The following is a 26121-nucleotide window of genomic DNA, read 5'->3' on the forward strand; positions in this document are numbered from 1 at the left end:
CGCTTGCCACGGCACTACTTGTCGCGCCCGTCCCTTCGTCCTGAACGGACAGCGGGAGGAAAAAGAGGGAGGGCCGCTGCCCTCCCCAAAGAACCGCTCAGATTTTGCTATTGAAGTATTCCTGGGTGACCTGCAACTGCTTCTTCAGGATGGTCTGCCACAAATGGCCCTTGATCTCCCCTGTTCCCTTTGACACCTTCGTCCGCTTGATTGTCCCGTCGGGCATAAATTTTCGGTAGTAGTGGTCCGTGTCCTTGTACAGCTCCCATCCGTCGTTTTCGCAGAACCGCTTGAGGTCCTTCCAGCTAGGCATCCAGCAGACCCACCACGCCCTCCAGGTCGTCCTGGATAAGGACGTTCAGGACATAGGGTGCATGGTGCTTCCGGTTCGGGGCGTTGAAATACAACTGGAACTCCTCCATGTACTCGTTCGCGTACTCGACGGCTTCCTTCGCCAGTTCCCGTTTCAGTTCCTCCACCGTCGGCGCGTTGGCCGCGATGTCAAACACGTCAAGGGTTCCCGTAAACGTGCCGTCGTCCTCCTGCTGATACTCCATCTTGAAACAGTACCCGGACAATAAAAACCGCAAATGCTCGATGGAAACGGCCGCGAACCTGTCGCGATTCCGCTTTACGAATTGCGGCCGGACGCGGACCACGGTGTCGATGAAATGCCCCCAGTCCTTCCGGACTTCCGTTGCGTTCAGGACAGCGCTCATCATCATTCCCCTCCAGTCCCCATTCTACCATGTTTGTGTGCATTCTGTACATAGTGTACGCATGGCAATGGGGAAACATACGGAGTGGGTTGTATCCCATTTTTCGCATATCGAAGAATGTCGAAACATGGAATCGGTCGTCTACCTGTTTTGACAAAGTTCGACGTCATATCCACAAACGGGAACCCCTCGGAGGAATCAGTTGCCGCATCATGTCGAAGGCCGCTTCGCTATGATGTCGATGACAATTTCAGCGTTTCGCCGGATCAGTTTGAGCAAATCGTCCCCATCGTCCTCGGTAATCCCGTATTTCCCGGCAATCCTCGGGCGAGCAAGACCGTCGCCAACTCATCCAGCAAGGGATCGCTGGTGACCCACATAAAGCGGCGAAACCGGTAGGCATCGATCACCCGAGGTGGAACACCGGAGGCACTGATGAGTCCGGACACCCAACTGTTCGTGTCAATGACGGCCTTCATTCCGCGCCTCCCGGGCCTCTTTCTTTGCCGCCCGGACGTCCGCCTCAATCTCTTCCTCCGAAATGGCCTACCCCACCCTGCTCCTGACGCCCTTGACCAGCGCATCCATCTCCGCCTGCCAGTTCGAGGATTCTTTCAGGCGTTCCCTCAAAAATTGGTCCACGGCTTGGCGAACCGAATCGAACACGCTCTTGTTCTCGGCCGCCGACAAAAATCGCGCCTGCATCTCATGCCGTGGTACAATGTCCTTGCCACCAACCAAGCGGAAGGAGCGAACCGACAATGGCTGTTACCAAGGAAGAACTCCACAGGCTTATCGACCAAATCACGGACCCGGCGGACCTGGAAATCGCCTATGAAGCGCTGCGGGCCGTTGTGGAAAGCGACCAAGACCAGTCCTGGTTCTGGACCGAATACTGGCAGGCCGGGGAACGGGAAGCCGACGAAGACAAGGCGTCCGGGCGAATCAGCGGACCGTTTGGTACTGCCGATGAAGCCGTGCGGCACCTTGACCGGGCGGCCGCCAAAGGCGGCAACGATGAAGATTGAGACCACCCAGCGGTTTGATCGGCAGTATGCGAAACTGGTCCGGGCCAATCCCGGCATCCGACCAGCCGTCCATAAGACTCTTCAGCTACTGGAACGCTTCCCGCCTGCCCATCCGTCGCTGCGTTTCAAGCGCGTGCGCGGAACAGACGCTCTCTACGAGTGCTCCGTGAACATGGACATCCGGATTACGCTTGAATTCGTGGGAAACGACACCTTCCTGCTCCGCAACATCGACCACCACGACCCGGCTTTTCGCCGCTAACCGCAAGGAGGAACCCCCATGCCCCGCCGACGCCTCACCGCCGCCATCACCAAAGAGGGCAATTGGTAGGTGGCCCGTGGCCTGGAAGTGGAAGTGACCAGCCAGGGCGATACCCTCGAAGAAGCTCTTGCCAATCTCCGCAAGGTCCTGGGTTGGACTCCGAGAGTGTCTCAATCGAGGTGCGCCTCACTGCAAGGATGAAAATGAGGTTCGTCGCATGATCTCTATAGGTACCCAGGAGCCGTGTTTTCCATTTCTGGATTATCCCTCGATCATTCCTGGTGAAGGGCTCCCCCTAGAGGCCGACCACGGAGGTCGACGTCAGGTATCCCAGGGACTGATGCGGGCGCTTGAGGGGACAAAAACGCCGGCTCGCTAGGAAGGCATTCCACGAGTCGCCCATTACCAGCTCCCGGACGGCCGGCAGACGCGCCACGTCCTTGCAGACTTCAATCAGCGCCTCCGTTCGAGCCGCATTGCTCGCCGGATCTTTTGCCCGGTAAAACGTTAAACGGTCGCACTCAATCAGGCGCATAGAAGCGAAACTGACTTTCGAGGTTTGCCAGCGGGCGGTACACGTCGTGGTGCCCGACGGCGAATTAGGAGGTTCTTTTTCGTTCTTCCCATCATACGGCGCGAATGTTTGCCGGTCCATTTCTTCAACAGCGCACTGGAGTTCTTCCTTGACTCCTCACCCCGGGGGATCGACGACTGGGATTCCCTGCACCTCTTCTAGCCAAACGCCTCCCACCCCTTCAACACCTCGCGGGCCTTCGCATACCGTACGCCTGGTTCCGGGCCCAATCGACGGCCGGTTTCGGCATCTGTGGTATGCGCTTCCCGCATTTCGTCCGCTGATAGCGCGACACAACGTTTTTCCTTCTCGTCGATGACAAGTCCACACATGGTTTTGAGCGGCAATCCCGTTGAGGCATCGCGAAGATGCTCGAAACGGCGAATGACAATGCTGATGACACCATCCACATGACTTAAACTCCAGACGAAGAACCGCTCCCAGTTATCGGTGGAAAACGTGTGGGTGATGTGTTGTGTGTCGTTAAGCCACTCCAGAACAGTGACATACCAGGGCCGCCCGTCCCGAAACCAGGCGTCCGTGAGATAACGCCACAACGATACGGTCGGTCTGTCCCATGCTGTTTCTCCTGGACCGATGTCTTCCAAACACGCATCCAGCCGGTCCAGCCATTCCTCCCTCACCCTGCGCGGCCACGGAAGTTGCCGAACGCTCGCATCATCGTTCAGCCACATGGACAGGGCCGCCAACCCCTCTGCGTCCGCGGCGGTCGCCAGCGTTTTGGCAACCACCCAGTCTGCCGGTTCTGCATCCTGATCCGTTTTTTCGTTCAGGGCGCGTCGAACCGCAGGCCTGAGAGTTTCCAGGCGGCTTTCGACCCGTTTGCGGCGCTCGCGATCCGCCTGGAGACGGGGTAGAGCATCCGGCCTAAAACGGGCTACCGCTTCTTCCCACGAGACGTTTTCGACACGATCCATCAAATCCGATTCAAACAAAATTTCCTCGAATTCTCGCTCGTCTTCCATGAATGCGTACGCTAACTCTCTCCATTGGCGGAGTGTGGCAGACTTCACTTTCGGATCGTCTGACCACCCCGCTTTCCCTTGCCAACTCGGCCACAACTCGTCTTCGAGGGTTTCGTACAGAACATCCCACGCCACTTGACCAACGACCCACATGACGTGGTCTCCATACGTTTCTGCGGCAAGCCCGTGTCCGGAAATATACGTCGCCACGGTATTGCCGGTTGGTTCTTTCAAAAAATCGGCCACGGTTTCGTAAGCGGACAAATCATATGGTTCCCCGGTGTACTTGGCCCCCGTTGACACGTCCCACGGGGTTTCATCGACAACAACCCGGAACCGGCCCTCATCCACAACGACATCAACAAGGTCGCGAACAATGTCTTCCACAATATCATCTGTCTCGGACAGCTTTCGCAATACGATGTCTGCGGCCTCTTTGACCGCATCGTCCGGGATGGGCTCAGGCTCTATGACCGCAGGCTCGCTTTTTGACCTGGGGAGGGTCGGCCGATCTTTCATCCATTCCTCGGCAACTTTGAGCAACAATTTGCAATCAAGCGGTTCAGGCGGTGCGCCCGAATCGAGGTAAGCCTTGGCAATTCCTCGGGCATCTCCTTTTCGCAAGAGATATTTTTCCTTGCCCAAAATGCGATTCACCTCAGCAACGAAAGCACCTGTGGGTTCTGCCACCGCAACCCCCTCGCTTCGCTCGTTTGTGCAACCAGTGTACGATGATTCGTTGATTCGTCGCAAATCAAACCAAGCATTTTTCGTGATTTCGCCGCTCGACAAGATTGCTCCCCCCTTCTTCGATCACGCCGGTCCACCGAGTTCACCGGCGGCTTCTCTTCAGCCACAAAGTCCTGCACCGAGAGCCCGTAGAACTCGGCCATCGTGAATCCTCCCCCCACTGAAGTGGGAAGCATCCATCCATAGGCACGGGAGAAGCTTCGGCATCCGGCATAGATAGCACTTCACTTACGCAAAGACCCTGTTCAACCAGATAACGAGTTCTTGGACCGCCGGTACCCCTGCATCCAAATATCGCATCGTGATCGCTGTTCCCACAGGTTTGCCCGGTTCCTTCTGCCAGGCCAGCCATGTGTGAAGCCGCGCTTTAGATCGGTCTTTTTCGTCAAATCGTGCGGAACATGTGGGAAGATTACCAATGCATTCCTCAGCCCGACTCCACAAAGGGTCATTCGGCGGCACGAGAAAGGACACAAAATCTTCAAGGATTCCGGAAGTCGAATTATTGGGCATGATCCATATGCCGACCACGGGCCCTTCCGGATCTGCGATGACAGTACCCGACGGCTCCGGCTGAAGAGGAACCGAACCATACCCCGCCTGAAGAAGCATGTTCCTGATGCTCTGCCATCTGGCTTCGATGTCCAAGTCGGCATCCACTATGATCCCGAGTCTCTCTTTGTTAGAAGGCTTTTTGATGAGGACACGAAAGTCATCGAGTAAACGTTCGATTCCTTCCGTGTCCTTCACCTCAAAGGTCTTCGGGACACTGTGAATATTACAGAGACTAGCGACCACGTGGAGATCATCTTTCCCCTCCACCAGTAATATCCGGCTGCTCTGAAAATGTACCTTTCCCACCCTTATCGCACCTCAACATGATCGCGCGTAATCACTGCCAGGTCACTTTCGTCATATATTGTTGCGAGACCGCCCTGCTGCCGGTTCAGCCGAATGAGAAATCCCGTTCCAGGTCCATCGTTCTTTGAATCTTGCACAGCCGCTTGGAATGCTTCAATGCAGTCCCAACTATGAGTGGTTGCGAAAACCTGAACGTTGAGCCGCTTTGCCGTGTGGATAATGAGCCTCCACAGTTCCGGCTGGACCGTGTAATGGACGCCGTTTTCGATTTCGTCGACCAACAGTACACCGTTTTTGGCGTTGACCAACGCCAAAATAATGCCGAACAATCGGTTCATGCCCTCTCCCAGGTTGCGCAGCGGGACGGGGAAAGAAACACCGCGGATTCTCACCATTGGAATGCCGATCGGGGCTCCTCTGGACACACTCACCATCGCGATCCGTTCGACATCCGGCTCGATAAGACGCAACGCCCTCAGAACATCTTCTTCCTCTTCGGTCAAAGCCACCCCTTCCCACCACCGCACGACATCCACCTGTCTGAGTCCCCCTGCAGGCACGAAACAACACGCCGTGTCTCGATCGAGAAACCACTCGGAACCAACGATCGGCCTGTTCCTCACTTCCAACATCGTTTCATCCAACCATAAGCGCCCTTTTTGATCACTTCCCCACCGGATCGTTAAGGCAGGACGCAATGCTTGCTGATCGGCTTCTAACGGTGAAGAGACGACTTGCCATTGCACAGGACCTTCCGGGGGTTGCGTGGCTTGATACCATTCGAGAGAAAGCGACAATATCTTATCCGCCGATCCGATCGGCCCCATCTTGATGGTACGATCCCCGTTTATTCTATGACGGTAAAATAAATAGGAAACACCAAAGAAAGTTCGAACCTCATATTCAGAAAACTCCTGCACGCGTTGCTTTGGCATTTCATCTCTGGAGTTCAACATCTCTATTATCACCGCCGGAGAACCCCGAAAACTATACAGTCTCAACGCTTCCAACAAAGACGACTTACCGGAGTTATTCTTTCCGATGATGAGGTTGACCGTCCCCAACGTCTCGATTTTCAAATCGGAAAAAATCCGGAAATTGGTCACTTGAAAAGACTTAAGCAAGACCTTCACCTCCTACAGGCAAAGCAAACGCACACGTGGGAACACCAACATCACAGTCATAGCGAGCTCGCGGTCAACATCGCAGCATCTATTCTCGCCGTACCCTCACCCTAACAAACCGCCAAAGGGAATGTAAAGTGGTGGCCGGCCGCTGGGACCGGCCCTGGAAGATCATCCACCCAAATGTTCGTGTCAATGACGGCCTTCATTCCGCGCCTCCCGGGCCTCTTTCTTTGCCGCCCGGACGTCCCCCTCAATCCCTTCCTCCGAAATGTCCTGCCCCACCCTGCTCCTGACGCGCTTGACCAGCGCATCCATCTCCGCCTGCCAGTTCGAGGATTCTTTCAGGCGTTCCCTCAAAAATTCGTCCACGGCTTGGCGAACCAAATCGGACACGCTCTTGTTCTCGGCCGCCGCCAGATGTTTGAGAAGCCGCAATTGGTCTTGGCTCAGATAAATGTTCGTGCGTTGCATCACGACCCGCCTCCGGAAGTGGTTTCCCTCATTATACATCATGGTGTATACGTACGCCTCTCTCCGTTGGCGTGTCTGAGCCTCTCCTCCTCAAAAACATCTCGGGACCGGAAGAAATCCCGCCCCTACCGGTTCAGAAGCACGAGAGAAAAATTCCCTCCGCCACCCCCGTATGATTGGAGGACCGAGAGAAATTTTTTGCCCGCCACCCCCCCTCACACTTTGGCAAGGGCGGTAGAACGGTTGGCCTCACATTCGACGGCACGCTAAAATAACGTTACAGCATCCCGACCTCCCCAGAGGTCCAAAAGGAGGAACCCGTATGCCCCGCCGACGCCTCACTGCCGCCGTCACCAAAGAGGGCAAATGGTACGTGGCCCGTTGCCTCGAAGTGGAAGTGACCAGCCAGGGCGAGACCCTCGAAGAAGCTCTTGCCAACCTGCGCGAGGCCCTGGAGTTGTACTTCGAGGACGCGTCGGCCGACCTGCCGGACACCGGCCCGATCATCGCACCCGTGGACATCGAAGTGAAGCAGGCTTGAGCCCTCGCGTGCCGGTCGTGTCCGGAACGGAAACCATCATGGCGCTGGGCCGCGCGGGATTCGTGAAAGTGAGCCAAAAGGGAAGCCACGTGAAGGTCCGGCGCAAGGACGGCAGGCAGGCCATCGTACCCCTGCACGATGAGCTGGCTCCGGGCACTCTCCGGTCGATCCTCAGGCAGGCCGGGATCTCTGTGGACGAGTTCCTGAGACTGCTGAAGGGATGACCCGCCGTCGCGAAAAACCCGCCTGAGCCTCAGAATGTTGATATACACTGAAAATGGACCCCAGATCGTCAGAGAAAATTGACCCCCACCAGATAGACTGGTACGCTCCTACTAATCTGAGTGGGAACGGAGGAGAAAGGATCAAACGCTGGAGACGGTCCTGGAAGCTCTGGAGTGCGGGATTCGCCACTTTGGCGGTGTGCCTGAGAGGGTGGGTGAACTTGAGAGCAATAAATGAGCCGACCCGATTCTGTAATGAGGTTCTGCTGAACGATCACCGATCGGCGAATACGGCAAGGGGGACTGACCCGAAGAGCCATCCGTATGATGGCCTGCACCAAGTATGCATTTTCGTACTTCATCCGGCTGGGACATACGCTGTACCTTTCCGTCTAACGTTACCGGATCGCCGATACATGCCTGCCTGGCTTCACCTCCCAAACAATCTTTGGTGCACGATGTAGTCTACTGGTCTTTGTGGTTCTATCAATGCCGTCACGGCGTCTCCGGCTGTCCCGCATAAATCTCCTTTATAAATGTCTCGACCTCATTCCATGCTTTGTTGGCATCCGGCAATTTCGGGAACAGCAACTGAAAATCATGGAACATGCCGGGGTACGTTGTCTGCTGAACCGAGACTCCGGCTGCTTCGGCTTTTTGCGCGACCTTAACGGTATCGTTTAGCAGCATTTCATCCCCGCCGACCTGCATGAGCATGGGAGGAAAGCCGGCATACTCGCCATAAATAGGTGAAATGTAAGGATTGTCGGCGCGGTTCTCGCCCACATATTCGGGAATCACGCGTTTGTAGTTCAGATTCGTCCATGCGGACATGGTGATCAGGGCCGCGGGCATCGGCATGTCATGATCCCTGAGATAGAGCGCAGTGGCCAGCGCAAGTCCGCCGCCCGCCGAATCGCCCGCTAGAATGATTCGCTCCGGCCTGTATCCTTGCTCCAAAAGCCAGTTGTAAGCCAAAACCGCGTCCTCCAGAGCCGCAGGATAAGGGTGTTCCGGAGCGACCCGGTAATCCACCGTCAAAACTCCGGCTCCGCTTATCTTGGCATATTGTATCGCCGTGCGCCGGTATGTCATGCCGCTTTTCTCCAGCGAGCGAATATAGGCTCCGCCGTGAAGCTGTAAAATAACCTTATCCGGCTTTGTATCCTTTGCTTGCACCCAATTCATGGTTATGCCGTCGACTTCTTTGACTTCTAAAGTGTAATCCTCCGGCAACACCCATTCCTCATTCAGCTCATTCAGCTGTTTTAGTGTTTTAACGTTGTCATTTCCGCCGATATCCAATCTATTCCGCAGGAAATTTCCTTCCCCGAGGTTCGGACTCTGCGTTGGCTTCGAACTCTGCGTCGGTGATGGCTCCTGCCTCGGCGTTTGAAACAAATACCGAATACCTCCGACGACGGTAACACCGATGATTACGATTAAGACGATCCAAGGAACGGACTTACGTTTCCTGTTTTTATTCGTCGCTTCCGCCTCCTTTCTCCTCTTTTATAAATTTCTGCAAATAGCCGTAAAGCTCGGTTTGGGAATATAGGCTATTCCACGCCTCAGCGGTGCAGAGTGTATACATTGGCCCTTGAGAAGGACCGGATCAGTTTGACTTCGTCTTGGGTTAAGTCCGGTACACGCGCGGCTCCGGTGTTGGTCAGAAGCTGTTCCGTGCTGCTTGCTCCCGGGATGACCGCTGCGACGGCCGGGTGAGCCAGCGGGTAGCGCAACGCGATTTGTGAGAGGCTCCGGTCCTCGCCGGCCAGCGCGGCAAGGCGCCTGACCAGTTCGACGATTTCCACCGGTGAATAGTCGAGGTACCCGGCGGCCGGCGCAGGGCCAGTCAAGGTGCGTTCGGACAAAAGCCCCTGGGCGAGAGGACCGCGAGCAATCATGGAAATGCCGTGTTCCTGAAGGAGGGACAAAACCGTCTCTTCGGGCCGCCGGTCCAGCACGCTGTACTGCATCATCACGCTCACGATGTTCGACCGCTTGACATATTCGCGGATGACGTTCGGGCGGATCGAAGAGATGCCGTAGCAGCGGATGACGCCTTCCTGCTTGAGTTCTTCGAAAGCATCAATGGTTTCGTCGATCGGATCATCGAGGGTCCCGCCGTGGAGTTGGTACAAATCGATATAGTCCGTCTGCAGCCGCCGCAGGCTGCCCTTCACCGCCTCCTTGATATAGGCTTTCGAAGGATCCCAGGACCAGCCGTCCTTGCCGGGCTCCCAGCGGTTGCCGACTTTGGTGGCGAGGATGACGTCATGGCGTTTGCCTTTCAACGCCTTGCCGACCCACTCTTCGTTTCTGCCCTGTCGGTACAGGTCCGCCGTATCCAAGAAATTGACGCCGCGGTCAAGGGCGGCGTGAATCATGCGAATGCTCTCCTGCTCGTCGCGGCTCAACGACATACAACCCAGTCCAATCTCGCTGACGTAGAGATCACTGCGACCCAACCGGTTCTTCTTCACCCGCGAACACCTCCTTGTAAAAAGAATTTCGATGACCGTCCCCAAGAGCTTCGGATTCAGATTGGCTTCAGGTTCGTCCCAAAACAAGACGGATCCGTTCAGCAGGGTCCCGTTCTGGATTCCATTGGTCCGCGCAGCGCGGGGCGGTAGGCCCTGTCAAGAATGTCTGCGTAAATCTCTTAAATGGATTTCGCGCTGGGCATAGAGCGAGCGAAAGCCCAGGGAATTGGCAAGCATTTCCTTAACAGGGATATATACACTTTCGATTGGTTCAGCCGTCCATTCCCTAGCCCCGTTGATGGTGGCAGAATCAGGACTTGTGGAATGGTTGGAAAATGAAATTCGCAACTTCTTTGATCCACGATATACTTCTACGACACAACCAGCGCTTCCTTTTTGGCGCTTGACCAAACGCCCAATTGTATGGCCGGACGGCATATACACTCGAATCAACTTCTCAGCAAAATTGGCCTTCGTTTTGCTAATGTCACAAGCAGCATCAGGCAAAGCCTGAAACATCAGGAAGCGCAACACATCCGGAGGCGAAAAAGAAAACCCGTTCGCACTCATGGCTTCGCCCCCTCAAGTTGGGACATCCAGCCGTCAAACCACTGGAGGAACCGATGGTAAGCATAACCCACGACACTCTTACGGACGTTCTGCAACAACGACACGGCTGCAAGCCCCTCGTTCCAGTGGACGGGGATGGGCTGGTGCGGAGCATTGTCGTCCAGCCGACGCCTTCCAACCGCATTCGGACGGCGGTGCCGACCGCCAGCGCGACAGACACCATCACTGCCTGAGTGGTAAGGACAAACAACAGGTCCATTTCTTATCTCACCTCTTTCACCCTATCCAAGGCACGGAAGAACTCTTGCAACCACCCACATTCTGTGGGAAACTCTGTTCAGAAAGTGTTCGCAGGTTTGGATGAGCGGACCCGGCGCTTCTTGCTGGACGTGTCGGTTCTCGAGCGTATGAACGGTCCCCTGTGCGAAGCGGTGGGGAGGGAGAACGGCTCCGTGATGCTCGCGGAACTGGCGGATCTCGGCCTGTTTTTGGTCCCGCTGGATGACCGGAAGGAGTGGTACCGATTCCATCACTTGTTTGGAGAGTTTTTGCGGAACCGGCTGAAGCTCCAAGATCCCGGCAGAACGAGCGCCTTGTTCCGAATCGCCGCCGAATGGTGCGAGGGACAGAAGATGCTCGAGGAAGCGGTCGATTATTATTTGGCCGGGCAGCAGTATGAGGAAGCCATGCGCTTACTGGAACCGATGCGCAGCGTCATGATCCGTCGGGAGTTCCAGGCAATCCGGTCCTGGTTATCGAAGATTCCCGAGCAAATGTTGATGCAGAGGCCCTACCTGTACTTTTCGTATATTTTCTCGCTGTTGTGGGTCCATGATGTTAATACGGCGGATCGGCATTTGCGCATGGCCGAGAAAAATCCGGCAGCCCCAAGCAACCGTCATTCCATAAACCGTCTCCGCAGTTCCTGATTGACGGCCTCTTTGTCGAAACGCATCGGGCTGAACGTCCCGCCGCTCCAGAGTCTCATGTGTTCGTACTCCGGATGGCTGGGTTGACTGATGATTTTTAGAAAATCGGCGTAGCCGTGCGGCCCCCCGACATCCTCCGGAGGACAGGATCGCGCCCCGTCCAAACAGGCGTATGCGGGACGGTCTCCCAGATCGTAGATCGGGCGTATCACCCGCAGGACGTGCATCCAATTGTCGCCGAAATCATACAAGTACCCGAGCACGTCATCCCTATCAAAACCCAGGGACGGCAGTCGCTTCCTCCGAGCATCAAAGTGCGTGGCATCCACTTCAAACTCATCATCCGGAGTACCGATCCGGGTCTTTCCGAATCGAAACTCGTACAAATGAGAATTCTCCCACCCCATGACCACCTGAATGACGTCGTGGAGGCGCTGAAAGGTAATGTTGGCAGGAACACAAAATCGCCGCCACACGGTCGGGTGAACATCGCACAGCGTAATTTCAAATTCGTATGCCGCGGGCTTACTCGCACGGATTCGATTCGACACGATGTCGTCCCCTTTCATTCCCTCTACTTAATCCCGCCGAGCCGCCGCAACAGGTCGGCGGTGCATAAATTTTATAACGATCACTCAGGCCGCGCCAGCGCCGCCACCAGTCCAAACCCGGCCGTGGCCAAGTCGATCACTTTCCCAAGACGGTTCTGACCATCAGGGTTCTCATCCCCGAAAATCTCCTTCCGCCAGCATACCACATGCCGTGACAGATCTGAAAAAGGGGTGGTGTTCGCCAGGGGCATCCCTGTTGTAGTTTTGTTAGGTGAAGCCACTGTTTTTCCCGTCCACAACATCGGCATCGCCTATGCCGTCGCTTCTTGGCTGACCATGGCCTTGATTACCGGAATCCTCGCCTTTTTATGTTGACCCCTGGTGCGCGGTCGCCGCCCGAACACTTCGACGGCGCTTTGGTGGATGAGGTCTTTCGTTCGCCTGGCCATGCAGTACACCCATGGCCTATGAAGCCAAAGTCCACTTGGCGGAACTGTTGGATCAGGTCGCCCGGGGAGAAACGATCATCATTACAAAAAAGGGGAAACCCGTCGCGAAGATGGTGCCCATCGAACAGGATCCATGGACATTGGACCACATCATCCAGCGTCTGCACCGGCTTCGTTCGGAGGTACAACCGGGATTCCCGTCGATCCGGGAAATGATTGAGGAAGGTCGGCGATTCTAAATGGCCTATGTCCTCGACGCCTCGGTCGCCTTGAGTTGGTGCTTCCCCGATGAGGCAAACGCAGAGAGTGATTCCGTGCTCGAGCGACTCCGATGGGATGAGGCGATTGCCCCCGCCATTTGGCCCATGGAAGTGGACAACGCCCTGCTCACCGCCTTTCGTCGGGGTCGGTTGAGCGCGCTACAGCTACGGGAAGCCGCCGATCTACTGGCCCATCTGGGACTTGAAATAGAACCGTCCGCGACCGGGCAGATCATGGGAAGGCAACCAGAACACCGACCCGTCCTCCCTCTCCACCTGCACCGACTGCCTCTTGCACCGGTCCCCCAGGGATTTCACCTCGTCAATCACTGAAAGACCTCGGGCCACCGCTTCCGCCAGCACCACGGGAGATCCTTCGACGTGAAGTCGCAACAATGAACATACGCCTATGTGCCGCTCGGCAATGTCCTTCCCCATCGAATTATCATTCGGCACCATCCTTCCTTCGTCCTTGTCTGCACTCAGTGGATTTTCACCACCTGTTCAACGCCCATGCCGGGCACACGCAAAAAACCATTGACACGTATTTTACATACGTGTTATAATGCGATCCGGAAAGAGGTAGGCATGAAAAACAGCTCCTCCCGGGACCTGATCAAAATCATTCAGGACGATGGCTGGTACTACATAGGCAGTAACGGTAGTCATCACCAATTCAAACCTCCAACCAAACCGGGGAAAGCCACCATCCCACATCCGAGAAAGGAACTTGCGCCGAAAACCGTCAAATCCATACTCAAGCAGGCCGGGCTTCTCAAGTGAGACCCGGCCGGAAGGAGGTTCACATAGATGCCAAAGCACGTTTATCCGGCGATTTTTGATCCCAATGAGCTCGGCGGATATACAGTGACCTTTCCCGACCTGCCTGGTTGCGTTACAGAAGGCGGTAACCTGGAAGAAGCATTGAAGATGGCCTCTGAAGCGATGGCCCTCCACCTGTACGGCATGGAACAAGACGGGGATGAGATCCCGACTCCTTCCAATCCTGCTGAAGTACAGATCCCAGACGACACCGGCCCTGGTGCTTTCGTCACGTTGATCCAGGCCCGTACTGAGCCGATCCACGACGAAATGAAGAACAGGGCGGTCAAAAAAACATTGACCATTCCCAAGTGGCTGAACGACGCAGCCGAAAAGGAAGGGATCAATTTCTCGCAGGTTCTTCAATACGCCCTAAAGGAACAGCTTGGTTTCATCGACAAACGCTCGTAACATGAAAGGCCCTGGAAAATATAGAGCAGGAGTTTCCATAAAAATTGACGAAATATATAGCACCTCAACTAAGGAGGGGGACTGAACAAGCGCACGGCTTCTAGTTGTCGCCATCCCAGCACCCCTCCAGACAACCTTGATCTTCTTTTGCTCACGTAGAAGTCTGGCATGGAGGACCGGGAGAAAAAATAAACCCACCCTTCATCGAAGGATGTGGGGGCCTTAGTGAGCCGCAGCCGCAAACCCGTCTTCGCCCGGCTCTGGTTCCGCGTCAACCTTCCGGGCGTGCTCTTCCAACTGTTCGACGGTCAGCCCTCGCTGTTTCCACGACACCACCGCTTCCGCCAGGCTGTATCCCGACTCGTGCTCCATAATCGTGACGAGGAACCGTTCGTATTCACGAATCCACTCGATGGCTTCGTCAAAAGTGATGGACGGGTACATCTCCACCATGCACCGTGCGATATACTTTTCCCCGTTCATCTTATCCCTCCAGGGGGTAGGAGAACGTATAGTTTCTACTTTCAGTATATCACGGGCCAGCGCCGGTGAACAAAACGCGATTTGAAACCCCGGCTTTGAGACCGGGAGACGATTTCCAAACACGTCAGACGTGATAAACAAACGAAATGCCTCTATAGAGGCTTCGTCCATTTTGTTGTCATGGTCATCAAACCACGCCGCGATATTGTTATCCGCAATCGGCCCGCATACCACATCAGCATGGGCGCCGCGGCACAAGTCTCGGCACAAGCGAGCCCGGTGATGCCATACATATAAAGCCCACTCTTTGGATGGCTCATGAAAGCATTTAATCCTCGCGTTTGAGAGAGCGGGTCGATTGACCCGCAATGTTACAACCGCCCCAATTCCCAAAAACGCCCTTTTGCGAAGTTTCTTTTGCCAGCGAAACGCTCTGCGAAAGTCTGTCGTGACGTAGAAAGCAGGACCAAAATCCGTATCACTCCGCCATTTCCCGGGGTTAATGAGCCCTTCTCTAACCATCTGGTCCGCCGCTTCTCTGGTAGTGCCATGATACAGCCTGTCCGGAATGAAAAACAAGCGGATCGTCCCTCTCTCCCAAACAGTTCAATGCCGCCGACCAGCCCTCCCGAACGCCCGCAGGGGAGCCCACACTGGAGCCGCCTGACGGGATCCAACCGTCGCCTCTCCGTCACAAGTGGAGCGTTCTATCACTGAGGGGCGGGGCATCCCTGTTCAACCACCGTCTCTCGGACGCACCGGCTTGACGCCGCCCTTGCGTCCCAATCCGTAGCCGATGCGATACACATCCGGGATATTGACCCTCCCGTCGCTCATCCGGAAAAAGATGCCCAGTTGCTCCAGATCCTCCCGAACTCCGCGAGCCCCTTCGTCAAGGTGTGCCGGTGCAAGCTCTTCCCCACTTTCGCCGCAACGTCGGCGGAGTTCGTCGAGCGAGTCCGCCTTCTCCCAGCGCTGAATCACTTCGTGAAAATCACACGGCACCGCAAGACCCCGGAGCGGCCCCATGAGGACATCCACCCAGGGGTAGTCCTCTTTCAACTCCCTCACGCGAATCTGTGAAGCTTTGCGGACACCGCGCTTGATGCTTTCGTAGTATAACGCGGTTTCATGTTTCGAGGACTGGTTTTGGCTATCCTCCACCGCCTCCCGGAGAGCCGCCAGAAACGATCGCGGACTGACGCGCTGGTTGGCATCCGAAAGGTGGTTGGGAATCCAGGTGTACGGGTAACCGCGCCGATGATCTCGTCCCATCCAAGGACCTGTAATCGCATGGAAGACCTCCCGCTGCAGGGTCTCCTCGTGGATCACCTCGGGAGCCACCCGCCAGATCGTTCGATCTCCCAGGGCAACGCGCTGCCACCTAAGCCCCAATGCTCCGGAGGCTTCCCGAAACTGTCCCGCCGCATCCACCGCGGCATTGCCGAGATATTGCCAGAACAACCCATAGAGATCGTACGAAGGCCAGGAAAGCCCGATTTTTGAAGCCAGCACTTTTGATCCATCCGCAAAATTCGCCACTCGACTCTCATCCAATTGGTCCGACCGAAGGAACGCCTTTACCCGAAGACGCCGATACGGGCGAAACTCCAAAGCCGTTTCCAGCAAGCCCCGAATCAGACTGTACATATTTTTCCAATCGTCCGCGGCCCGGTCCAGGGCATCAAACAAAACGATGAACCACGTGCTTTTTTCATCATATTCTTTGTCCCGGGCCTCGAGGAGCCGCCCCACCTGTTCGGGATTGTCCCGAACCCATGTGTAGCGTTCCTGCCAAAGATTCATGCGCCGCACCGGATCATTGGCCCCGGACAATTTGTGTACGATCACCGTTTTCCAGATCAATCGCGGATCCGCACCTTGAAGCAGAAGCTGTTTCAGCACATCACGATTGGGGTATTCGTCCGGTGTCTGCGCTTCTCCAAAACCCACCGCAACTTCGATCGGATCTTTCAATTCCGCCACCGGAGAAAGCTTTGCCACCAATTCCCGAATCAGGGATTGTTGTAACGCAGCCCACCAGAAGCTCTTGCCGGCTCCCCGCATTCCTTCGACAACCATGGTATTCGGGCGCAAGGCTTTGGCATGGGAGGCGGGCAAATACACATATCCCGGTTCCGGCGCCTTACCATGTAGAGAGACGTCCTCAGGCAAAGCCTGAAACATCAGGAAGCGCAACACATCCGGAGGCAAAAAAGAAAACGCGTTCGCACTCATGGCTTCGCCCCCTCAAGTTGGGACATCCAGCCGTCAAACCACCCGAGAAACCGATGGTAAGCATAACCCACGACACTGTCATCGACGTGCTGCAACAACGACACGGCTGCAAGCCCCTCGTTCCAGTAGACGGGGATGGGCTGGTGCGGAGCATTGTCGTCCATGAGATCAAACGAAAAAAGGTCCTCACCGGCCGGATCTGCTTCATCGCCCACTTCATCGTACAAGGTGTCCCGGAACAAATCCCAGGCCGCTTCCCGAAAATGGTCCAAATAATGCGGTCGCCTCGGGGGAACCTGCGCCGCCACCATAGAGAGGCGATTCCTCATCCGCCGGGCCGTCCCATAGGTTTGCCAGTGGCGAAAAAGTACCCGGTACCCCATCCACGTCGCCTCGGTGTCGACAGCAAACAGGAGAACATGGGCGCCCAATTCCGTCACCAAGGCGGCGGCAATGTCGTGAAGCCCACTCCGGCTATCCAACAAGACCACATCTGGCTGCTCCTGTTTCTCAAGGGTCTCCAAAAGGCGTTGCAGCCTCTCCGTCCACCTTTGCGGTCGTTCCCCCAAGTGAAATGCCGGCCGATCCAGGTAAACCCGTCCCAATTTCGCGATGTATTCCTGCGAGTCAAAAGTATAGGCCGGAACAACCATGATTTCACCCAGCATATCCTGGCCCCAACGGGGGCAAGCGACCATATCGCGGACCACGTCATCTCCTTGGCCGACCAAGTCTTCGATAAACCAATCCACAACGCCCCAGCGCGGATATTCATCCGGGCGCAGCAGCGCCGACGCCAATCCCGGCGCTTCCAGATCAAGATCCACGAGAAGCACTCGCTTTCCTTGGTTTGCAAGATGTTGGGCAAGAACGGCCGCAGTCGTACTTCGCCCGACCCCGCCTTTAATGGAAAAAAGAGAGAAACGAAACGGTTTTGCCGGGTGAAAGGCGGTGGGAGCAGCCTACCACTCGTTGCCAATAATGGTACGATCCATCAGATAAACGTTCAGACCGCCGATATTGTATCTCAAAACCCCACTTTGCTCGCCTTGTTTCTCCAGATCGGCCCGGGCGAGCCACAGAATCGCCTGATTCGGATCATAGCCGTGCAGTCCAAGAACCTCATGCAGTTCCTGTGCACACCGTTGCAGAGCATCCATAACGCGGTCCGACAGTTCCGTTTCTTCCTCCTCATCAGCAAGAGCCAACCGGACTCGCCCCACGAGGTCGCGGATCACCCACAGTTGCTGAATCCCCACGGCCGGCAACTGGATGAATAAGATTGAATCACTGTTCCACGACGGGCAGGCACATGAATGCTTACATTTACCCATTTCAAAGCAAGTTCACAGCGAGATGGAATGAGCGTGCCCTTTGCAATTACTCGGACACGCTCCTAGGCGCCCAGGTCTGGATGACACCGGGCTGACGGTGGTATGACATTTCCGTCGCCAGCCTCCGACCACCCATGGCGTGGGCAGGCTCAACGAAGAGAATCTCCGCAGGGAGCGGATCATCCGGGTTTTCCATCTGACTGCTTGCGGGTGTCGCCTGCGAGCGAGCCACTGCCTTCACGTATGATTCTTGTCACAGGGTAATCCGGCAATTGCTTATTCCATGTCTCAATATTAAACACGCCGCACTCGTTAACAATAGGACGTTGCCACATGCCGGATTCTGGGCCGTTCAAAGGAAGTTTACGCTTCAACTCGTCTGTTCGTATCAGAAGCTCAGCCGCAGTTAAGCTTCTCATTGCGATAAGAACCAGATAATGTACCGGTTTCTTGACATCCTTCCATGCCCATAGATACAGAAAAGAGTCTCTGTACTTATACACGAGATCAACGTCAAGATCCCCAGACATAAAGTTCTGGATGAACTTCTGCCGATCTTTCGGTTTACTGAACGGATGATCAGGATCTTTGAACTCGATGAAGATGATACGATCCGGTAGTTCCACTACAAAATCCACAGCCTTCATGCAATGGGATAACCCGTGCGCATCACCGTCGAATTTTCTTCCCTCTACACCGTGGGGCAGTTTCAGTTGTAACGTCCCTTCCGTGAGAACGGTCATTTCAGCATCTCCCCAAGGCTGCGTTTGATTTCCCGGTCATATAGACTGGTAAATGCTTCAGCGATGGCGTTAGGATGAATTTCCAGAAATTCGCCAGTCGTATGACAACGAATCTCGGCGGTATCGTCGTGTCGATAAAGAGAGTGGAACGAAATGTTGTCTCCCGCTTTTCTTCGCAGATCCAATTCTTTCAATATGACATAATCGTGGGTAGCCAAGAAAATCTGAACTCCAGTTCTTTGGAGTTCCAAAAGAATTTCGATGACCGGCCCCAAGAGCTTCGGGTTCAGATTGGCTTCCGGTTCGTCCCAAAACAAGACGGATCCGTTCAGCAGGGTCCCGTTCTGGATCAAAAGCCATAACAGGCCTAACTTTCGCATTCCTTCCGCAAGGAGAGTGAACTCAAGATTCCCCTGCTTGTCACGGAGAAAGAACTCTTCTTCCTGGATTGTGACCTTACCTTCCATAATGCCCTGAAGATTCTTCAACAGATTTTTTCGCACACCGTCAATGGGTCCGCGCAGCGCGGGACGGTAAGCTCTATCTAGAATATCCGCGTAGATCTCTTCAAAGTGGATTTCGCGCTGAGCATAGAGCGAGCGAAATCCCGGGGCATTGGCGAGCATTTCCTTAACAGGGATATACACGCTTTCAATCGGTTCAGCCATCCATTCCTTGGCTCCGTTGACGGTGGCCGAATCGGGACTTTTGGAATGGTTGGAAAAGGAAATTCGTAATTTCTTTGACCCGCGATGTACTTCTACTGCACAACGGGCGCTTCCTTTTTGGCGCTTGACCAAACGCCCAAGGATATGGCCGGACGGCATATAAACTCGAATCAATTTTTCAGCAAAGTTGCCTTTCGTTTTGCTGATGTCACAGGCGGCATAAGCCGCCTTCATGAGATGCGTCTTTCCTGTGCCGTTGGCGCCGACAAAAACGTTCATTCCCGGACTTAGGTCGATGTCAAGTTTGTCGAAAACGGTAAATTTATCAAATCGCAGCTTTGTGATGGTCATAATGCTCTCCCATCCTCATAACGTTTGGTGGGTCCATCCTTGCTGATAACCGAATATACAAGGAGAACCATATACTTAGGATGGCCAGTCTATCTTGAGATTACACATAATAAGTAACGAATGGAAGCCCGAGCGGTAAATTGTACGTGTCAAGATTGGATAGGCAGAGACCTCACTGTGTGGCGCTCGGATGATCGCCCCCGCCTTTATACACATCCAGGCACAAAAGCCTGTCCAAAGCCAGTGAAACAGTAAACATGACTCAACCTGCCCTAAACCAACAAATGCGCAATCTGGAATCGGAACAAAAGGTTGCCGAGAAAATTAGTATTCCTACGAGAAAGGATTTCGAAAAACTGGGGCAGGGTGTCGGTGCCTCAATGTTCTGAATACCATTCATTGGGAAGACCCCGGGTGGGATACATGGTGATCCACAATGAAAAATGGACTCAACTCCGTTAATACGGTCCTGCAACGAAGGTGTATTTGCTGACACAATATTGTCAGTTCCCCTGTGATAGAGTGGTTCGTGAAGTCGGTCGAAGCGGGACTTGCGAAGCAGAATCGCCAGTAGGACCGGCCGAGCTATCTTTTGGAAATCACCGACAGTTCTGTGTTCTTTCACCGAATCACTAACACCGCAAACGCCCTGGATGTGGAAGAGGATCCCGAGCCCGTAGTCGTGTTCATCAGCGAAGTCGTCAACGAAGTTCCACACATCGACTTTGATCTGAGCCGGGATCTCGTCCTTTCCAAGGGTCAGGTGATGGTCGCCGACTACATCGACGATTACTGCGACCGCGTCGGATTCTACCAGGAAGATGCGATTTCCTACCCATCGCGTTCTTAGAACGGGTCTGATTCGAGGAGGCGGCCGGGTCTTGTGTACCGCACATTGACACATACCTCGCCGTAGTTTTCACTTGCATAGGCGTCCCACAAATGATAATTTGAACTCAAATGGAAAATAAGGCTCGTCGTGACTACCACTACTACCACTATCTCCTGAAGAAAGGAAGACACGTGAGTGCCATTTAGAGAATACGACCTGTACCATGGGGCGGCTTTAAACCAAATAGTAAAGGACGAAAGATTTGCATCCGTCAACAAATATCCCGAAGCTTCTCAAAGCGAATACATTATTAACCACGACATCGGCTTATATCTGAAATATCGCTCTAACGACTCGTCGCCGTGGCAGTTCACGTTTAATCACGAACAGCACCAACAATTGCGTCGATTAGTTCAAAGATGTTCAAAAACCTATCTCGGATTCATTTGCGGAACAGATGGCTGTTGCTGTGTTCCATATCAAACATTTGTCACTTTGATCCCGGAAGGCACCCTAGCCGAAGGCACGAGTCTCAACATTGAGGTGTCCAGGGATCCGGGAGGGTCCTATAGGGTGCACCGTGGCTACAAGAAATTTTCCGTCCCGGTGAACGCATTTCCTCGGATCTTATTCGAATAGACGGATATTTGAGCAGTTCGGTACATGTCCTATTTGAGGACCGGGACGTGGACCTTATCCTACCTTACCCAACACTCCATGTGGTGAAGGTGAGCTGAAAGTGACGATCACCGACAAAACACGAAAACTGTTGTGGGGTCGTTCAGGGAATCGATGTGTCATATGCAAAAGAGAATTGGTTGTTGCAGGAACCCCTTTTGATGATCCTTCTATAGTGGGTGAAGAATGTCATATTGTTTCCAGTCAAGTCAACGGCCCCAGGTATGATCCGTCCTTTCCGAAAGAACAAATTGATTCATACGAAAACCTATTGCTGCTTTGCCGAACCCATCATAAAATGATCGACGACCAGTGTGAAACCTTTACCGCCGACAATTTACGGCAAATGAAGGCGAACCATGAGAAGTGGGTTTCGGAAAGACTCAGCGAGGAAGACATTCCCAAGAAAATCAGGATCAGACGGGTAAAAGAGAACATCCCCGCATTCCTCGTTCGACTCACTGAGGGAAATCAGGTTATGAAGGTCGCAATTGGGACATGTGCTTTTTCATTTGACCACGATGAATTACATTCCGATGAAGAAGTCGATTTGATCGCGGACTTTCTTCAGTTGATTCAGGATATCGGGGACATGGGAGCTGAACTGGACGCGAGCGACAAGGTCAGGATAGGATATGAACTAACCCAAGAACTCAAGAAACTCGAAGAAATGGGCTTCTTTGTATTTGGAGCCGTTGAGCACCAAATTCTCGAAGGGGGAGTCGGCTTCGCCACAGACTGGCCGGTAACCGTTATCCGTATTCTAAGAAAGGATAATGAAACGATACTCCATCTTGATTCCGAAAATCAAGATGGAGAGGAAATTCTGAAACGATGATCGATAATGATGCAACTTTCGCTCAGGTATCTAACCATTGTGTTACTGCCAAAGTATAACGACCAGAAACTGACGGCCTAAGGTAACCAAGTATTGACGGGATCGGTGACCAAAAGACATTAAGCATCCGTACATGATGCTTGTAGCTACACCCCTATGAAATTAGGGCTGAATCCACACGTGTGTGGATTCAGCCACAGAAATCAGTGTGGGTGACCTGTGCCGTCTGTCAAGGCGGGAAAACGGCCTTGACAGACTTATTCCAGCTGTTGTCACGGCGACCGAGTGTCCCCCGATCCGCTGAGAGCAGAGTAAGCCCGCCGCCATGCATAGAGAGGGCCGCTGCCCTCCCCAAGAACCGCTCAGATTTTGCTATTGAAGTATTCCTGGGTGACCTGCAACTGCTTCTTCAGGATGGTCTGCCACAAATGACCTTTAATCTCTCCCGTCCCCTTCGAGACCTTCGTCCGCTTGATTGTCCCATCGGGCATAAATTTTGGGTAGTAGTAGTGGTCCGTGTCCTTGTACAGCTCCCATCCGTCGTTTTCGCAGAACCGCTTGAGGTCCTTCCAGCTAGGCATCCAGCAGGCCCACCACGCCCTCCAGGTCGTCCTGGATAAGGACGTTCAGGACATAGGGCGCATGGTGTTTCCGGTTCGGGGCGTTGAAATACAACTGGAACTCCTCCATGTACTCGTTCGCGTACTCGACGGCTTCCTTCGCCAGTTCCCGTTTCAGTTCCTCCACCGTCGGCGCGTTGGCCGCGATGTCAAACACGTCAAGGGTTCCCGTAAACGTGCCGTCGTCCTCCTGCTGATACTCCATCTTGAAACAGTACCCGGACAATAAAAACCGCAAATGCTCGATGGAAACGGCCGCGAACCTGTCGCGATTCCGCTTTACGAATTGCGGCCGGACGCGGACCACGGTGTCGATGAAATGCCCCCAGTCCTTTCGGACATCCGTTGCGTTCAGGACAGCGCTCATCATCATTCCCCTCCAGCCCCCATTCTACCATGTTTGTGTACATTCTGTACATAGTGTGCGCATGGCAATGGGGAAACATACGGAGTGGGTTGTATCCCATTTTTCGCATATCGAAGAATGTCGAAACATGGGATCGATCGTTTACCTATTTTGACAAAGTTCGACGTCATATCCACAAACGGGAACCCCTCGGAGGAATCAGTTGCCGCATCATGTCGAAGGCCGCTTCGCTATGATGTCGATGACAATTTCAGCGTTTCGCCGGATCAGTTTGAGCAAATCGTCCACATCGTCCTCGGTAATCCCGTATTTCCCGGCAATCCTCAGGCGAGCAAGACGGTCGCCAACTCATCCAGCAAGGGATCGCTGGTGACCCACATAAAGCGGCGAAACCGGTAGGCATCGATCACCCGAGATGGAACACCGGAGGCACTGATGAGTCCGGACACCCAAATGTTCGTGTCAATGACGGCCTTCATTCCGCGCCTCCCGGGCCTCTTTCTTCGCCACCCGGACGTCCTCCTCAATCTCTTCCTCCGAAATGTCCTGCTCCACCCTGCTCCTGACGCGCTTGACCAGCGCATCCATCTCCGCCTGCCAGTTCGAGGATTCTTTCAGGCGTTCCCTCAAAAATTCGTCCACGGCTTGGCGAACCAAATCGGACACGCTCTTGTTCTCGGCCGCCGCCAGATGTTTGAGAAGCCGCAATTGGTCTTGGCTCAGATAAATGTTCGTGCGTTGCATCACGACCCGCCTCCGGAAGTGGTTTCCCTCATTATACATCATGGTGTATACGTACGCCTCTCTCCGTCACCCCCGTATGATTGGAGGACCGAGAGAAATTTTTTGCCCGCCACCCCCCCTCACACTATGGCAAGGGCGGGAGAACGGTTGGCCTCACATTCGACGGCACGCTAAAATAACGTTACAGCATCCCGACCTCCCCAGAGGTCCAAAAGGAGGAACCCGTATGCCCCGCCGACGCCTCACTGCCGCCGTCACCAAAGAGGGCAAATGGTACGTGGCCCGTTGCCTCGAAGTGGAAGTGACCAGCCAGGGCGAGACCCTCGAAGAAGCTCTTGCCAACCTGCGCGAGGCCCTGGAGTTGTACTTCGAGGACGCGTCGGCCGACCTGCCGGACACCGGCCCGATCATCGCACCCGTGGACATCGAGGTGAAGCAGGCTTGAGCCCTCGCGTGCCGGTCGTGTCCGGAACGGAAACCATCATGGCGCTGGGCCGCGCGGGATTCGTGAAAGTGAGCCAAAAGGGAAGCCACGTGAAGGTCCGGCGCAAGGACGGCAGGCAGGCCATCGTACCCCTGCACGATGAGCTGGCTCCGGGCACTCTCCGGTCGATCCTCAGGCAGGCCGGGATCTCTGTGGACGAGTTCCTGCGAGTGCTGAAGGGATGACCCGCCGTCGCGAAAAACCCGCCTGAGCCTCAGAATGTTGATATACACTGAAAATGGACCCCAGATCGTCAGCGAAAATTGACCCCCCCACCGGATAGACTGGTACGCTCCTACTAATCTGAGTGGGAACGGAGGAGAAAGGATCAAACGCTGGAGACGGTCCTGGAAGCTCTGGAGTGCGGGATTCGCCACTTTGGCGGTGTGCCTGAGAGGGTGGGTGAACTTGAGAGCAATAAATGAGCCGACCCGATTCTGTAATGAGGTTCTGCTGAACGATCACCGATCGGCGAATACGGCAAGGGGGACTGACCCGAAGAGCCATCCGTATGATGGCCTGCACCAAGTATGCATTTTCGTACTTCATCCGGCTGGGACATACGCTGTACCTTTCCGTCTAACGTTACCGGATCGCCGATACATGCCTGCCTGGCTTCACCTCCCAAACAATCTTTGGTGCACGATGTAGTCTACTGGTCTTTGTGGTTCTATCAATGCCGTCACTGCGTCCCCGGCTGTCCCATCATAAATCTCCTTTATAAATGTCTCGACCTCATTCCATGCTTTGTTGGCGTCCGGCAATTTCGGGAACAGCAACTGAAAATCATGGAACATGCCGGGGTACGTTGTCTGCCGAACCGAGACTCCGGCTGCTTCGGCTTTTTGCGCGACCTTAACGGTATCGTTTAGCAGCATTTCATCTCCGCCGACCTGCATGAGCATGGCAGGAAAACCGGCATACTCGCCATAAATAGGTGAAATGTAAGGATTGTCGGCGCGGTTCTCGCCCACATATTCGGGAATCACCCGTTTGTAGTTCAGATTCGTCCATGCGGACATGGTGATCAGGGCCCCGGGCATCGGCATGTCATGATCCCTCAGATAGAGCGCAGTGGCCAGCGCAAGTCCGCCGCCCGCCGAATCGCCCGCTATAATGCTTCGCTCCGGCCTGTATCCTTGCTCCAAAAGCCAGTTGTAAGCCAAAACCGCGTCCTCCAGAGCCGCAGGATAAGGGTGTTCCGGAGCAACCCGGTAATCCACCGTCAAAACTCCGGCTCCGCTTCTTATCTTGGCATATTGTATCGCCGTGCGCCGGTATGTCATGCCGCTTTTCTCCAGCGAGCGAATATAGGCTCCGCCGTGAAGCTGTAAAATAACCTTATCCGGCTTTGTATCCTTTGCTTGCACCAATGGAGAAGAGCCCTTATTTTGTAAAATTGCTCATGCGTGCATAAGCCTCGTGCCGACATGTCGCCCGTATGGGGATAAGAGCTTCCTCTACTCACCCAAACGCCTCATACAACCTTGGTCGCGAATTTCCCTAAAGGCAGCCGCTAGGAGCGTTCCGGGACCTCCAAGGCATTGAGCCGACTCGCAAGCTGCGTGTTTTCAAGGAGCAGCCCGACCAACGCGAGTCCGGAATGAGTTGTCGGAATTTCGTCCGGTTCCTCGACAATATAGCGCACCCACAATCCCCTCATGGGTGAACAAGAGTACCACCTACATAGGCTTATTGTACCTGATTTCATAAGGCATTT

The 26121-nt window shown here is 54.4% G+C and carries 39 protein-coding genes and 3 pseudogenes; 14 read left to right on the plus strand and 28 right to left on the minus strand.

The window, feature by feature from the left end:
• Window positions 1-97: 97 nt before the first annotated feature.
• The 4 genes from BTUS_RS14610 to BTUS_RS18530 form a co-directional block, all read right to left on the minus strand.
• Complete coding sequence (locus tag BTUS_RS14610) at window positions 98-313, minus strand: hypothetical protein (RefSeq protein WP_013076836.1); 216 nt, start codon at window positions 311-313, stop codon at window positions 98-100.
• A complete protein-coding gene (locus BTUS_RS14615) occupies window positions 306-719 on the minus strand; it encodes a hypothetical protein (RefSeq protein ID WP_041304399.1) in 414 nt (137 codons plus the stop codon). The genes BTUS_RS14610 and BTUS_RS14615 overlap by 8 nt, the downstream gene beginning before the upstream one ends.
• A 266-nt stretch (window positions 720-985) precedes the next feature.
• Entirely contained in the window at window positions 986-1198 is a 213-nt protein-coding gene (locus BTUS_RS14620; protein WP_013076838.1) for a putative toxin-antitoxin system toxin component, PIN family, read from the minus strand.
• 67 nt (window positions 1199-1265) lie between these two features.
• Window positions 1266-1424, minus strand: coding sequence for a hypothetical protein (locus BTUS_RS18530; protein WP_245543330.1), 159 nt, complete (start codon window positions 1422-1424; stop codon window positions 1266-1268).
• A gap of 56 nt (window positions 1425-1480) precedes the next feature.
• On the opposite strand from BTUS_RS18530, the gene BTUS_RS18645 reads away from it, so the two are divergent.
• A complete protein-coding gene (locus tag BTUS_RS18645) occupies window positions 1481-1747 on the plus strand; it encodes a hypothetical protein (RefSeq protein WP_013076839.1) in 267 nt (88 codons plus the stop codon).
• A complete protein-coding gene (locus tag BTUS_RS14630) occupies window positions 1737-2009 on the plus strand; it encodes a type II toxin-antitoxin system RelE/ParE family toxin (RefSeq protein ID WP_013076840.1) in 273 nt (90 codons plus the stop codon). The genes BTUS_RS18645 and BTUS_RS14630 overlap by 11 nt, the downstream gene beginning before the upstream one ends.
• A 295-nt stretch (window positions 2010-2304) precedes the next feature.
• On the opposite strand, the gene BTUS_RS17105 is transcribed toward BTUS_RS14630, so the two are convergent.
• From BTUS_RS17105 to BTUS_RS14650, 6 genes are all read right to left on the minus strand, one after another.
• On the minus strand, window positions 2305-2544 hold the full coding sequence (locus BTUS_RS17105; RefSeq protein WP_052300655.1) for a hypothetical protein: 240 nt from the start codon (window positions 2542-2544) through the stop codon (window positions 2305-2307).
• Window positions 2545-2741: 197 nt separating this feature from the next.
• On the minus strand, window positions 2742-4259 hold the full coding sequence (locus BTUS_RS14635) for a hypothetical protein (RefSeq protein ID WP_013076842.1): 1518 nt from the start codon (window positions 4257-4259) through the stop codon (window positions 2742-2744).
• Window positions 4223-4462, minus strand: coding sequence for a hypothetical protein (locus BTUS_RS18535; protein ID WP_013076843.1), 240 nt, complete (start codon window positions 4460-4462; stop codon window positions 4223-4225). Before BTUS_RS18535 ends, BTUS_RS14635 begins: the two co-directional genes overlap by 37 nt.
• A gap of 85 nt (window positions 4463-4547) precedes the next feature.
• Window positions 4548-5180, minus strand: coding sequence for a DUF3226 domain-containing protein (locus tag BTUS_RS14640; RefSeq protein WP_013076844.1), 633 nt, complete (start codon window positions 5178-5180; stop codon window positions 4548-4550).
• Window positions 5181-5182: 2 nt separating this feature from the next.
• On the minus strand, window positions 5183-6304 hold the full coding sequence (locus BTUS_RS14645) for an AAA family ATPase (protein WP_013076845.1): 1122 nt from the start codon (window positions 6302-6304) through the stop codon (window positions 5183-5185).
• Between the two features lie 192 nt (window positions 6305-6496).
• Window positions 6497-6778, minus strand: coding sequence for a ribbon-helix-helix domain-containing protein (locus tag BTUS_RS14650; RefSeq protein ID WP_013076846.1), 282 nt, complete (start codon window positions 6776-6778; stop codon window positions 6497-6499).
• A gap of 322 nt (window positions 6779-7100) precedes the next feature.
• Here BTUS_RS14650 and BTUS_RS14655 point away from each other — a divergent pair, with 322 nt between their 5' ends.
• Entirely contained in the window at window positions 7101-7319 is a 219-nt protein-coding gene (locus BTUS_RS14655) for a type II toxin-antitoxin system HicB family antitoxin (protein ID WP_013076847.1), read from the plus strand.
• 8 nt (window positions 7320-7327) lie between these two features.
• Window positions 7328-7543, plus strand: a complete 216-nt coding sequence (locus BTUS_RS14660; RefSeq protein ID WP_013076848.1) for a type II toxin-antitoxin system HicA family toxin — start codon at window positions 7328-7330, stop codon at window positions 7541-7543.
• A gap of 495 nt (window positions 7544-8038) precedes the next feature.
• Here BTUS_RS14660 and BTUS_RS14665 read toward each other — a convergent pair whose 3' ends face one another.
• From BTUS_RS14665 to BTUS_RS18100, 3 genes are all read right to left on the minus strand, one after another.
• Entirely contained in the window at window positions 8039-8944 is a 906-nt protein-coding gene (locus BTUS_RS14665) for an alpha/beta hydrolase (RefSeq protein ID WP_013076849.1), read from the minus strand.
• Window positions 8945-9114: 170 nt separating this feature from the next.
• Window positions 9115-10029 (minus strand): aldo/keto reductase, encoded by a 915-nt coding sequence (locus BTUS_RS14670; protein WP_013076850.1) that lies wholly within the window; start codon window positions 10027-10029, stop codon window positions 9115-9117.
• A gap of 156 nt (window positions 10030-10185) precedes the next feature.
• Window positions 10186-10599 (minus strand): hypothetical protein, encoded by a 414-nt coding sequence (locus BTUS_RS18100; RefSeq protein ID WP_013076851.1) that lies wholly within the window; start codon window positions 10597-10599, stop codon window positions 10186-10188.
• 53 nt (window positions 10600-10652) lie between these two features.
• Here BTUS_RS18100 and BTUS_RS14675 point away from each other — a divergent pair, with 53 nt between their 5' ends.
• Both BTUS_RS14675 and BTUS_RS14680 read left to right on the plus strand, forming a co-directional pair.
• Complete coding sequence (locus tag BTUS_RS14675; protein WP_013076852.1) at window positions 10653-10832, plus strand: hypothetical protein; 180 nt, start codon at window positions 10653-10655, stop codon at window positions 10830-10832.
• A gap of 123 nt (window positions 10833-10955) precedes the next feature.
• Complete coding sequence (locus BTUS_RS14680) at window positions 10956-11528, plus strand: hypothetical protein (protein ID WP_123809336.1); 573 nt, start codon at window positions 10956-10958, stop codon at window positions 11526-11528.
• Here the strand turns inward: BTUS_RS14680 and BTUS_RS14685 are convergent.
• Window positions 11498-12079 (minus strand): plasmid pRiA4b ORF-3 family protein, encoded by a 582-nt coding sequence (locus tag BTUS_RS14685; protein WP_169307985.1) that lies wholly within the window; start codon window positions 12077-12079, stop codon window positions 11498-11500. The genes BTUS_RS14680 and BTUS_RS14685 overlap by 31 nt on opposite strands.
• 311 nt (window positions 12080-12390) lie before the next feature.
• Window positions 12391-12528, minus strand: a complete 138-nt coding sequence (locus BTUS_RS18540) for a hypothetical protein (protein WP_169307986.1) — start codon at window positions 12526-12528, stop codon at window positions 12391-12393.
• A gap of 11 nt (window positions 12529-12539) precedes the next feature.
• Here BTUS_RS18540 and BTUS_RS14690 point away from each other — a divergent pair, with 11 nt between their 5' ends.
• Complete coding sequence (locus BTUS_RS14690) at window positions 12540-12767, plus strand: type II toxin-antitoxin system Phd/YefM family antitoxin (RefSeq protein WP_041304409.1); 228 nt, start codon at window positions 12540-12542, stop codon at window positions 12765-12767.
• Between the two features lie 204 nt (window positions 12768-12971).
• On the opposite strand, the gene BTUS_RS14695 is transcribed toward BTUS_RS14690, so the two are convergent.
• A complete protein-coding gene (locus tag BTUS_RS14695) occupies window positions 12972-13247 on the minus strand; it encodes a hypothetical protein (RefSeq protein WP_013076855.1) in 276 nt (91 codons plus the stop codon).
• Window positions 13248-13376: 129 nt separating this feature from the next.
• On the opposite strand from BTUS_RS14695, the gene BTUS_RS14700 reads away from it, so the two are divergent.
• On the plus strand, window positions 13377-13571 hold the full coding sequence (locus tag BTUS_RS14700) for a type II toxin-antitoxin system HicA family toxin (protein ID WP_013076856.1): 195 nt from the start codon (window positions 13377-13379) through the stop codon (window positions 13569-13571).
• A gap of 27 nt (window positions 13572-13598) precedes the next feature.
• Window positions 13599-14021, plus strand: a complete 423-nt coding sequence (locus BTUS_RS14705; protein WP_013076857.1) for a type II toxin-antitoxin system HicB family antitoxin — start codon at window positions 13599-13601, stop codon at window positions 14019-14021.
• Window positions 14022-14243: 222 nt separating this feature from the next.
• Here BTUS_RS14705 and BTUS_RS19015 read toward each other — a convergent pair whose 3' ends face one another.
• The 7 genes and pseudogenes from BTUS_RS19015 to BTUS_RS14730 all read right to left on the minus strand — a co-directional run bounded on the left by BTUS_RS19015 (window position 14244) and on the right by BTUS_RS14730 (window position 19838).
• A complete protein-coding gene (locus BTUS_RS19015) occupies window positions 14244-14504 on the minus strand; it encodes a hypothetical protein (RefSeq protein WP_245543331.1) in 261 nt (86 codons plus the stop codon).
• A 72-nt stretch (window positions 14505-14576) separates the two neighbouring features.
• A pseudogene (locus BTUS_RS19355) lies at window positions 14577-15083 on the minus strand (DUF3990 domain-containing protein); the annotation flags it as partial.
• A gap of 156 nt (window positions 15084-15239) precedes the next feature.
• A complete protein-coding gene (locus BTUS_RS14715; protein WP_013076860.1) occupies window positions 15240-16742 on the minus strand; it encodes a hypothetical protein in 1503 nt (500 codons plus the stop codon).
• Window positions 16739-17659, minus strand: a pseudogene (locus tag BTUS_RS17110) (tyrosine-protein kinase family protein); the annotation flags it as partial. The gene BTUS_RS14715 and the pseudogene BTUS_RS17110, both read right to left, overlap by 4 nt.
• Window positions 17660-17704: 45 nt before the next feature.
• Entirely contained in the window at window positions 17705-18001 is a 297-nt protein-coding gene (locus BTUS_RS17115; RefSeq protein ID WP_123809338.1) for a hypothetical protein, read from the minus strand.
• A gap of 254 nt (window positions 18002-18255) precedes the next feature.
• Window positions 18256-18819, minus strand: a complete 564-nt coding sequence (locus BTUS_RS14725) for a hypothetical protein (protein WP_013076861.1) — start codon at window positions 18817-18819, stop codon at window positions 18256-18258.
• Window positions 18816-19838 (minus strand): AAA family ATPase, encoded by a 1023-nt coding sequence (locus BTUS_RS14730; protein ID WP_013076862.1) that lies wholly within the window; start codon window positions 19836-19838, stop codon window positions 18816-18818. Before BTUS_RS14730 ends, BTUS_RS14725 begins: the two co-directional genes overlap by 4 nt.
• Window positions 19839-20065: 227 nt before the next feature.
• Here BTUS_RS14730 and BTUS_RS18105 point away from each other — a divergent pair.
• The 3 genes and pseudogenes from BTUS_RS18105 to BTUS_RS14740 all read left to right on the plus strand — a co-directional run.
• Window positions 20066-20227: pseudogene (locus BTUS_RS18105) on the plus strand (hypothetical protein); the annotation flags it as partial.
• 203 nt (window positions 20228-20430) lie between these two features.
• Window positions 20431-20688, plus strand: coding sequence for a hypothetical protein (locus BTUS_RS14735; protein WP_013076863.1), 258 nt, complete (start codon window positions 20431-20433; stop codon window positions 20686-20688).
• Between the two features lie 721 nt (window positions 20689-21409).
• Window positions 21410-22186, plus strand: coding sequence for an HNH endonuclease signature motif containing protein (locus BTUS_RS14740; protein WP_013076865.1), 777 nt, complete (start codon window positions 21410-21412; stop codon window positions 22184-22186).
• A 362-nt stretch (window positions 22187-22548) separates the two neighbouring features.
• On the opposite strand, the gene BTUS_RS14745 is transcribed toward BTUS_RS14740, so the two are convergent.
• The 4 genes from BTUS_RS14745 to BTUS_RS14755 all read right to left on the minus strand — a co-directional run bounded on the left by BTUS_RS14745 (window position 22549) and on the right by BTUS_RS14755 (window position 23917).
• On the minus strand, window positions 22549-22767 hold the full coding sequence (locus tag BTUS_RS14745) for a hypothetical protein (RefSeq protein WP_013076866.1): 219 nt from the start codon (window positions 22765-22767) through the stop codon (window positions 22549-22551).
• Window positions 22760-23173 carry a hypothetical protein gene (locus BTUS_RS14750; protein WP_041304411.1) on the minus strand — a complete coding sequence of 138 codons (414 nt, stop codon included), beginning with the start codon at window positions 23171-23173 and terminating at the stop codon, window positions 22760-22762. The genes BTUS_RS14745 and BTUS_RS14750 overlap by 8 nt, the downstream gene beginning before the upstream one ends.
• Before the next feature lie 323 nt (window positions 23174-23496).
• Window positions 23497-23652 carry a putative toxin-antitoxin system toxin component, PIN family gene (locus BTUS_RS17705; RefSeq protein ID WP_013076868.1) on the minus strand — a complete coding sequence of 52 codons (156 nt, stop codon included), beginning with the start codon at window positions 23650-23652 and terminating at the stop codon, window positions 23497-23499.
• Window positions 23636-23917 (minus strand): ribbon-helix-helix domain-containing protein, encoded by a 282-nt coding sequence (locus BTUS_RS14755; protein WP_013076869.1) that lies wholly within the window; start codon window positions 23915-23917, stop codon window positions 23636-23638. Before BTUS_RS14755 ends, BTUS_RS17705 begins: the two co-directional genes overlap by 17 nt.
• A gap of 226 nt (window positions 23918-24143) precedes the next feature.
• Between BTUS_RS14755 and BTUS_RS14760 the strand changes: the two genes are divergently transcribed.
• Entirely contained in the window at window positions 24144-24362 is a 219-nt protein-coding gene (locus tag BTUS_RS14760) for a type II toxin-antitoxin system HicB family antitoxin (RefSeq protein ID WP_013076847.1), read from the plus strand.
• On the plus strand, window positions 24359-24586 hold the full coding sequence (locus BTUS_RS14765) for a type II toxin-antitoxin system HicA family toxin (protein ID WP_013076870.1): 228 nt from the start codon (window positions 24359-24361) through the stop codon (window positions 24584-24586). Before BTUS_RS14760 ends, BTUS_RS14765 begins: the two co-directional genes overlap by 4 nt.
• 432 nt (window positions 24587-25018) lie before the next feature.
• Here BTUS_RS14765 and BTUS_RS14770 read toward each other — a convergent pair whose 3' ends face one another.
• Complete coding sequence (locus BTUS_RS14770; protein ID WP_013076871.1) at window positions 25019-25771, minus strand: alpha/beta hydrolase; 753 nt, start codon at window positions 25769-25771, stop codon at window positions 25019-25021.
• Window positions 25772-26121 lie beyond the last annotated feature (350 nt).

Source organism: Kyrpidia tusciae DSM 2912 (genome assembly GCF_000092905.1).
GTDB classification, from domain to species: domain Bacteria; phylum Bacillota; class Bacilli; order Kyrpidiales; family Kyrpidiaceae; genus Kyrpidia; species Kyrpidia tusciae.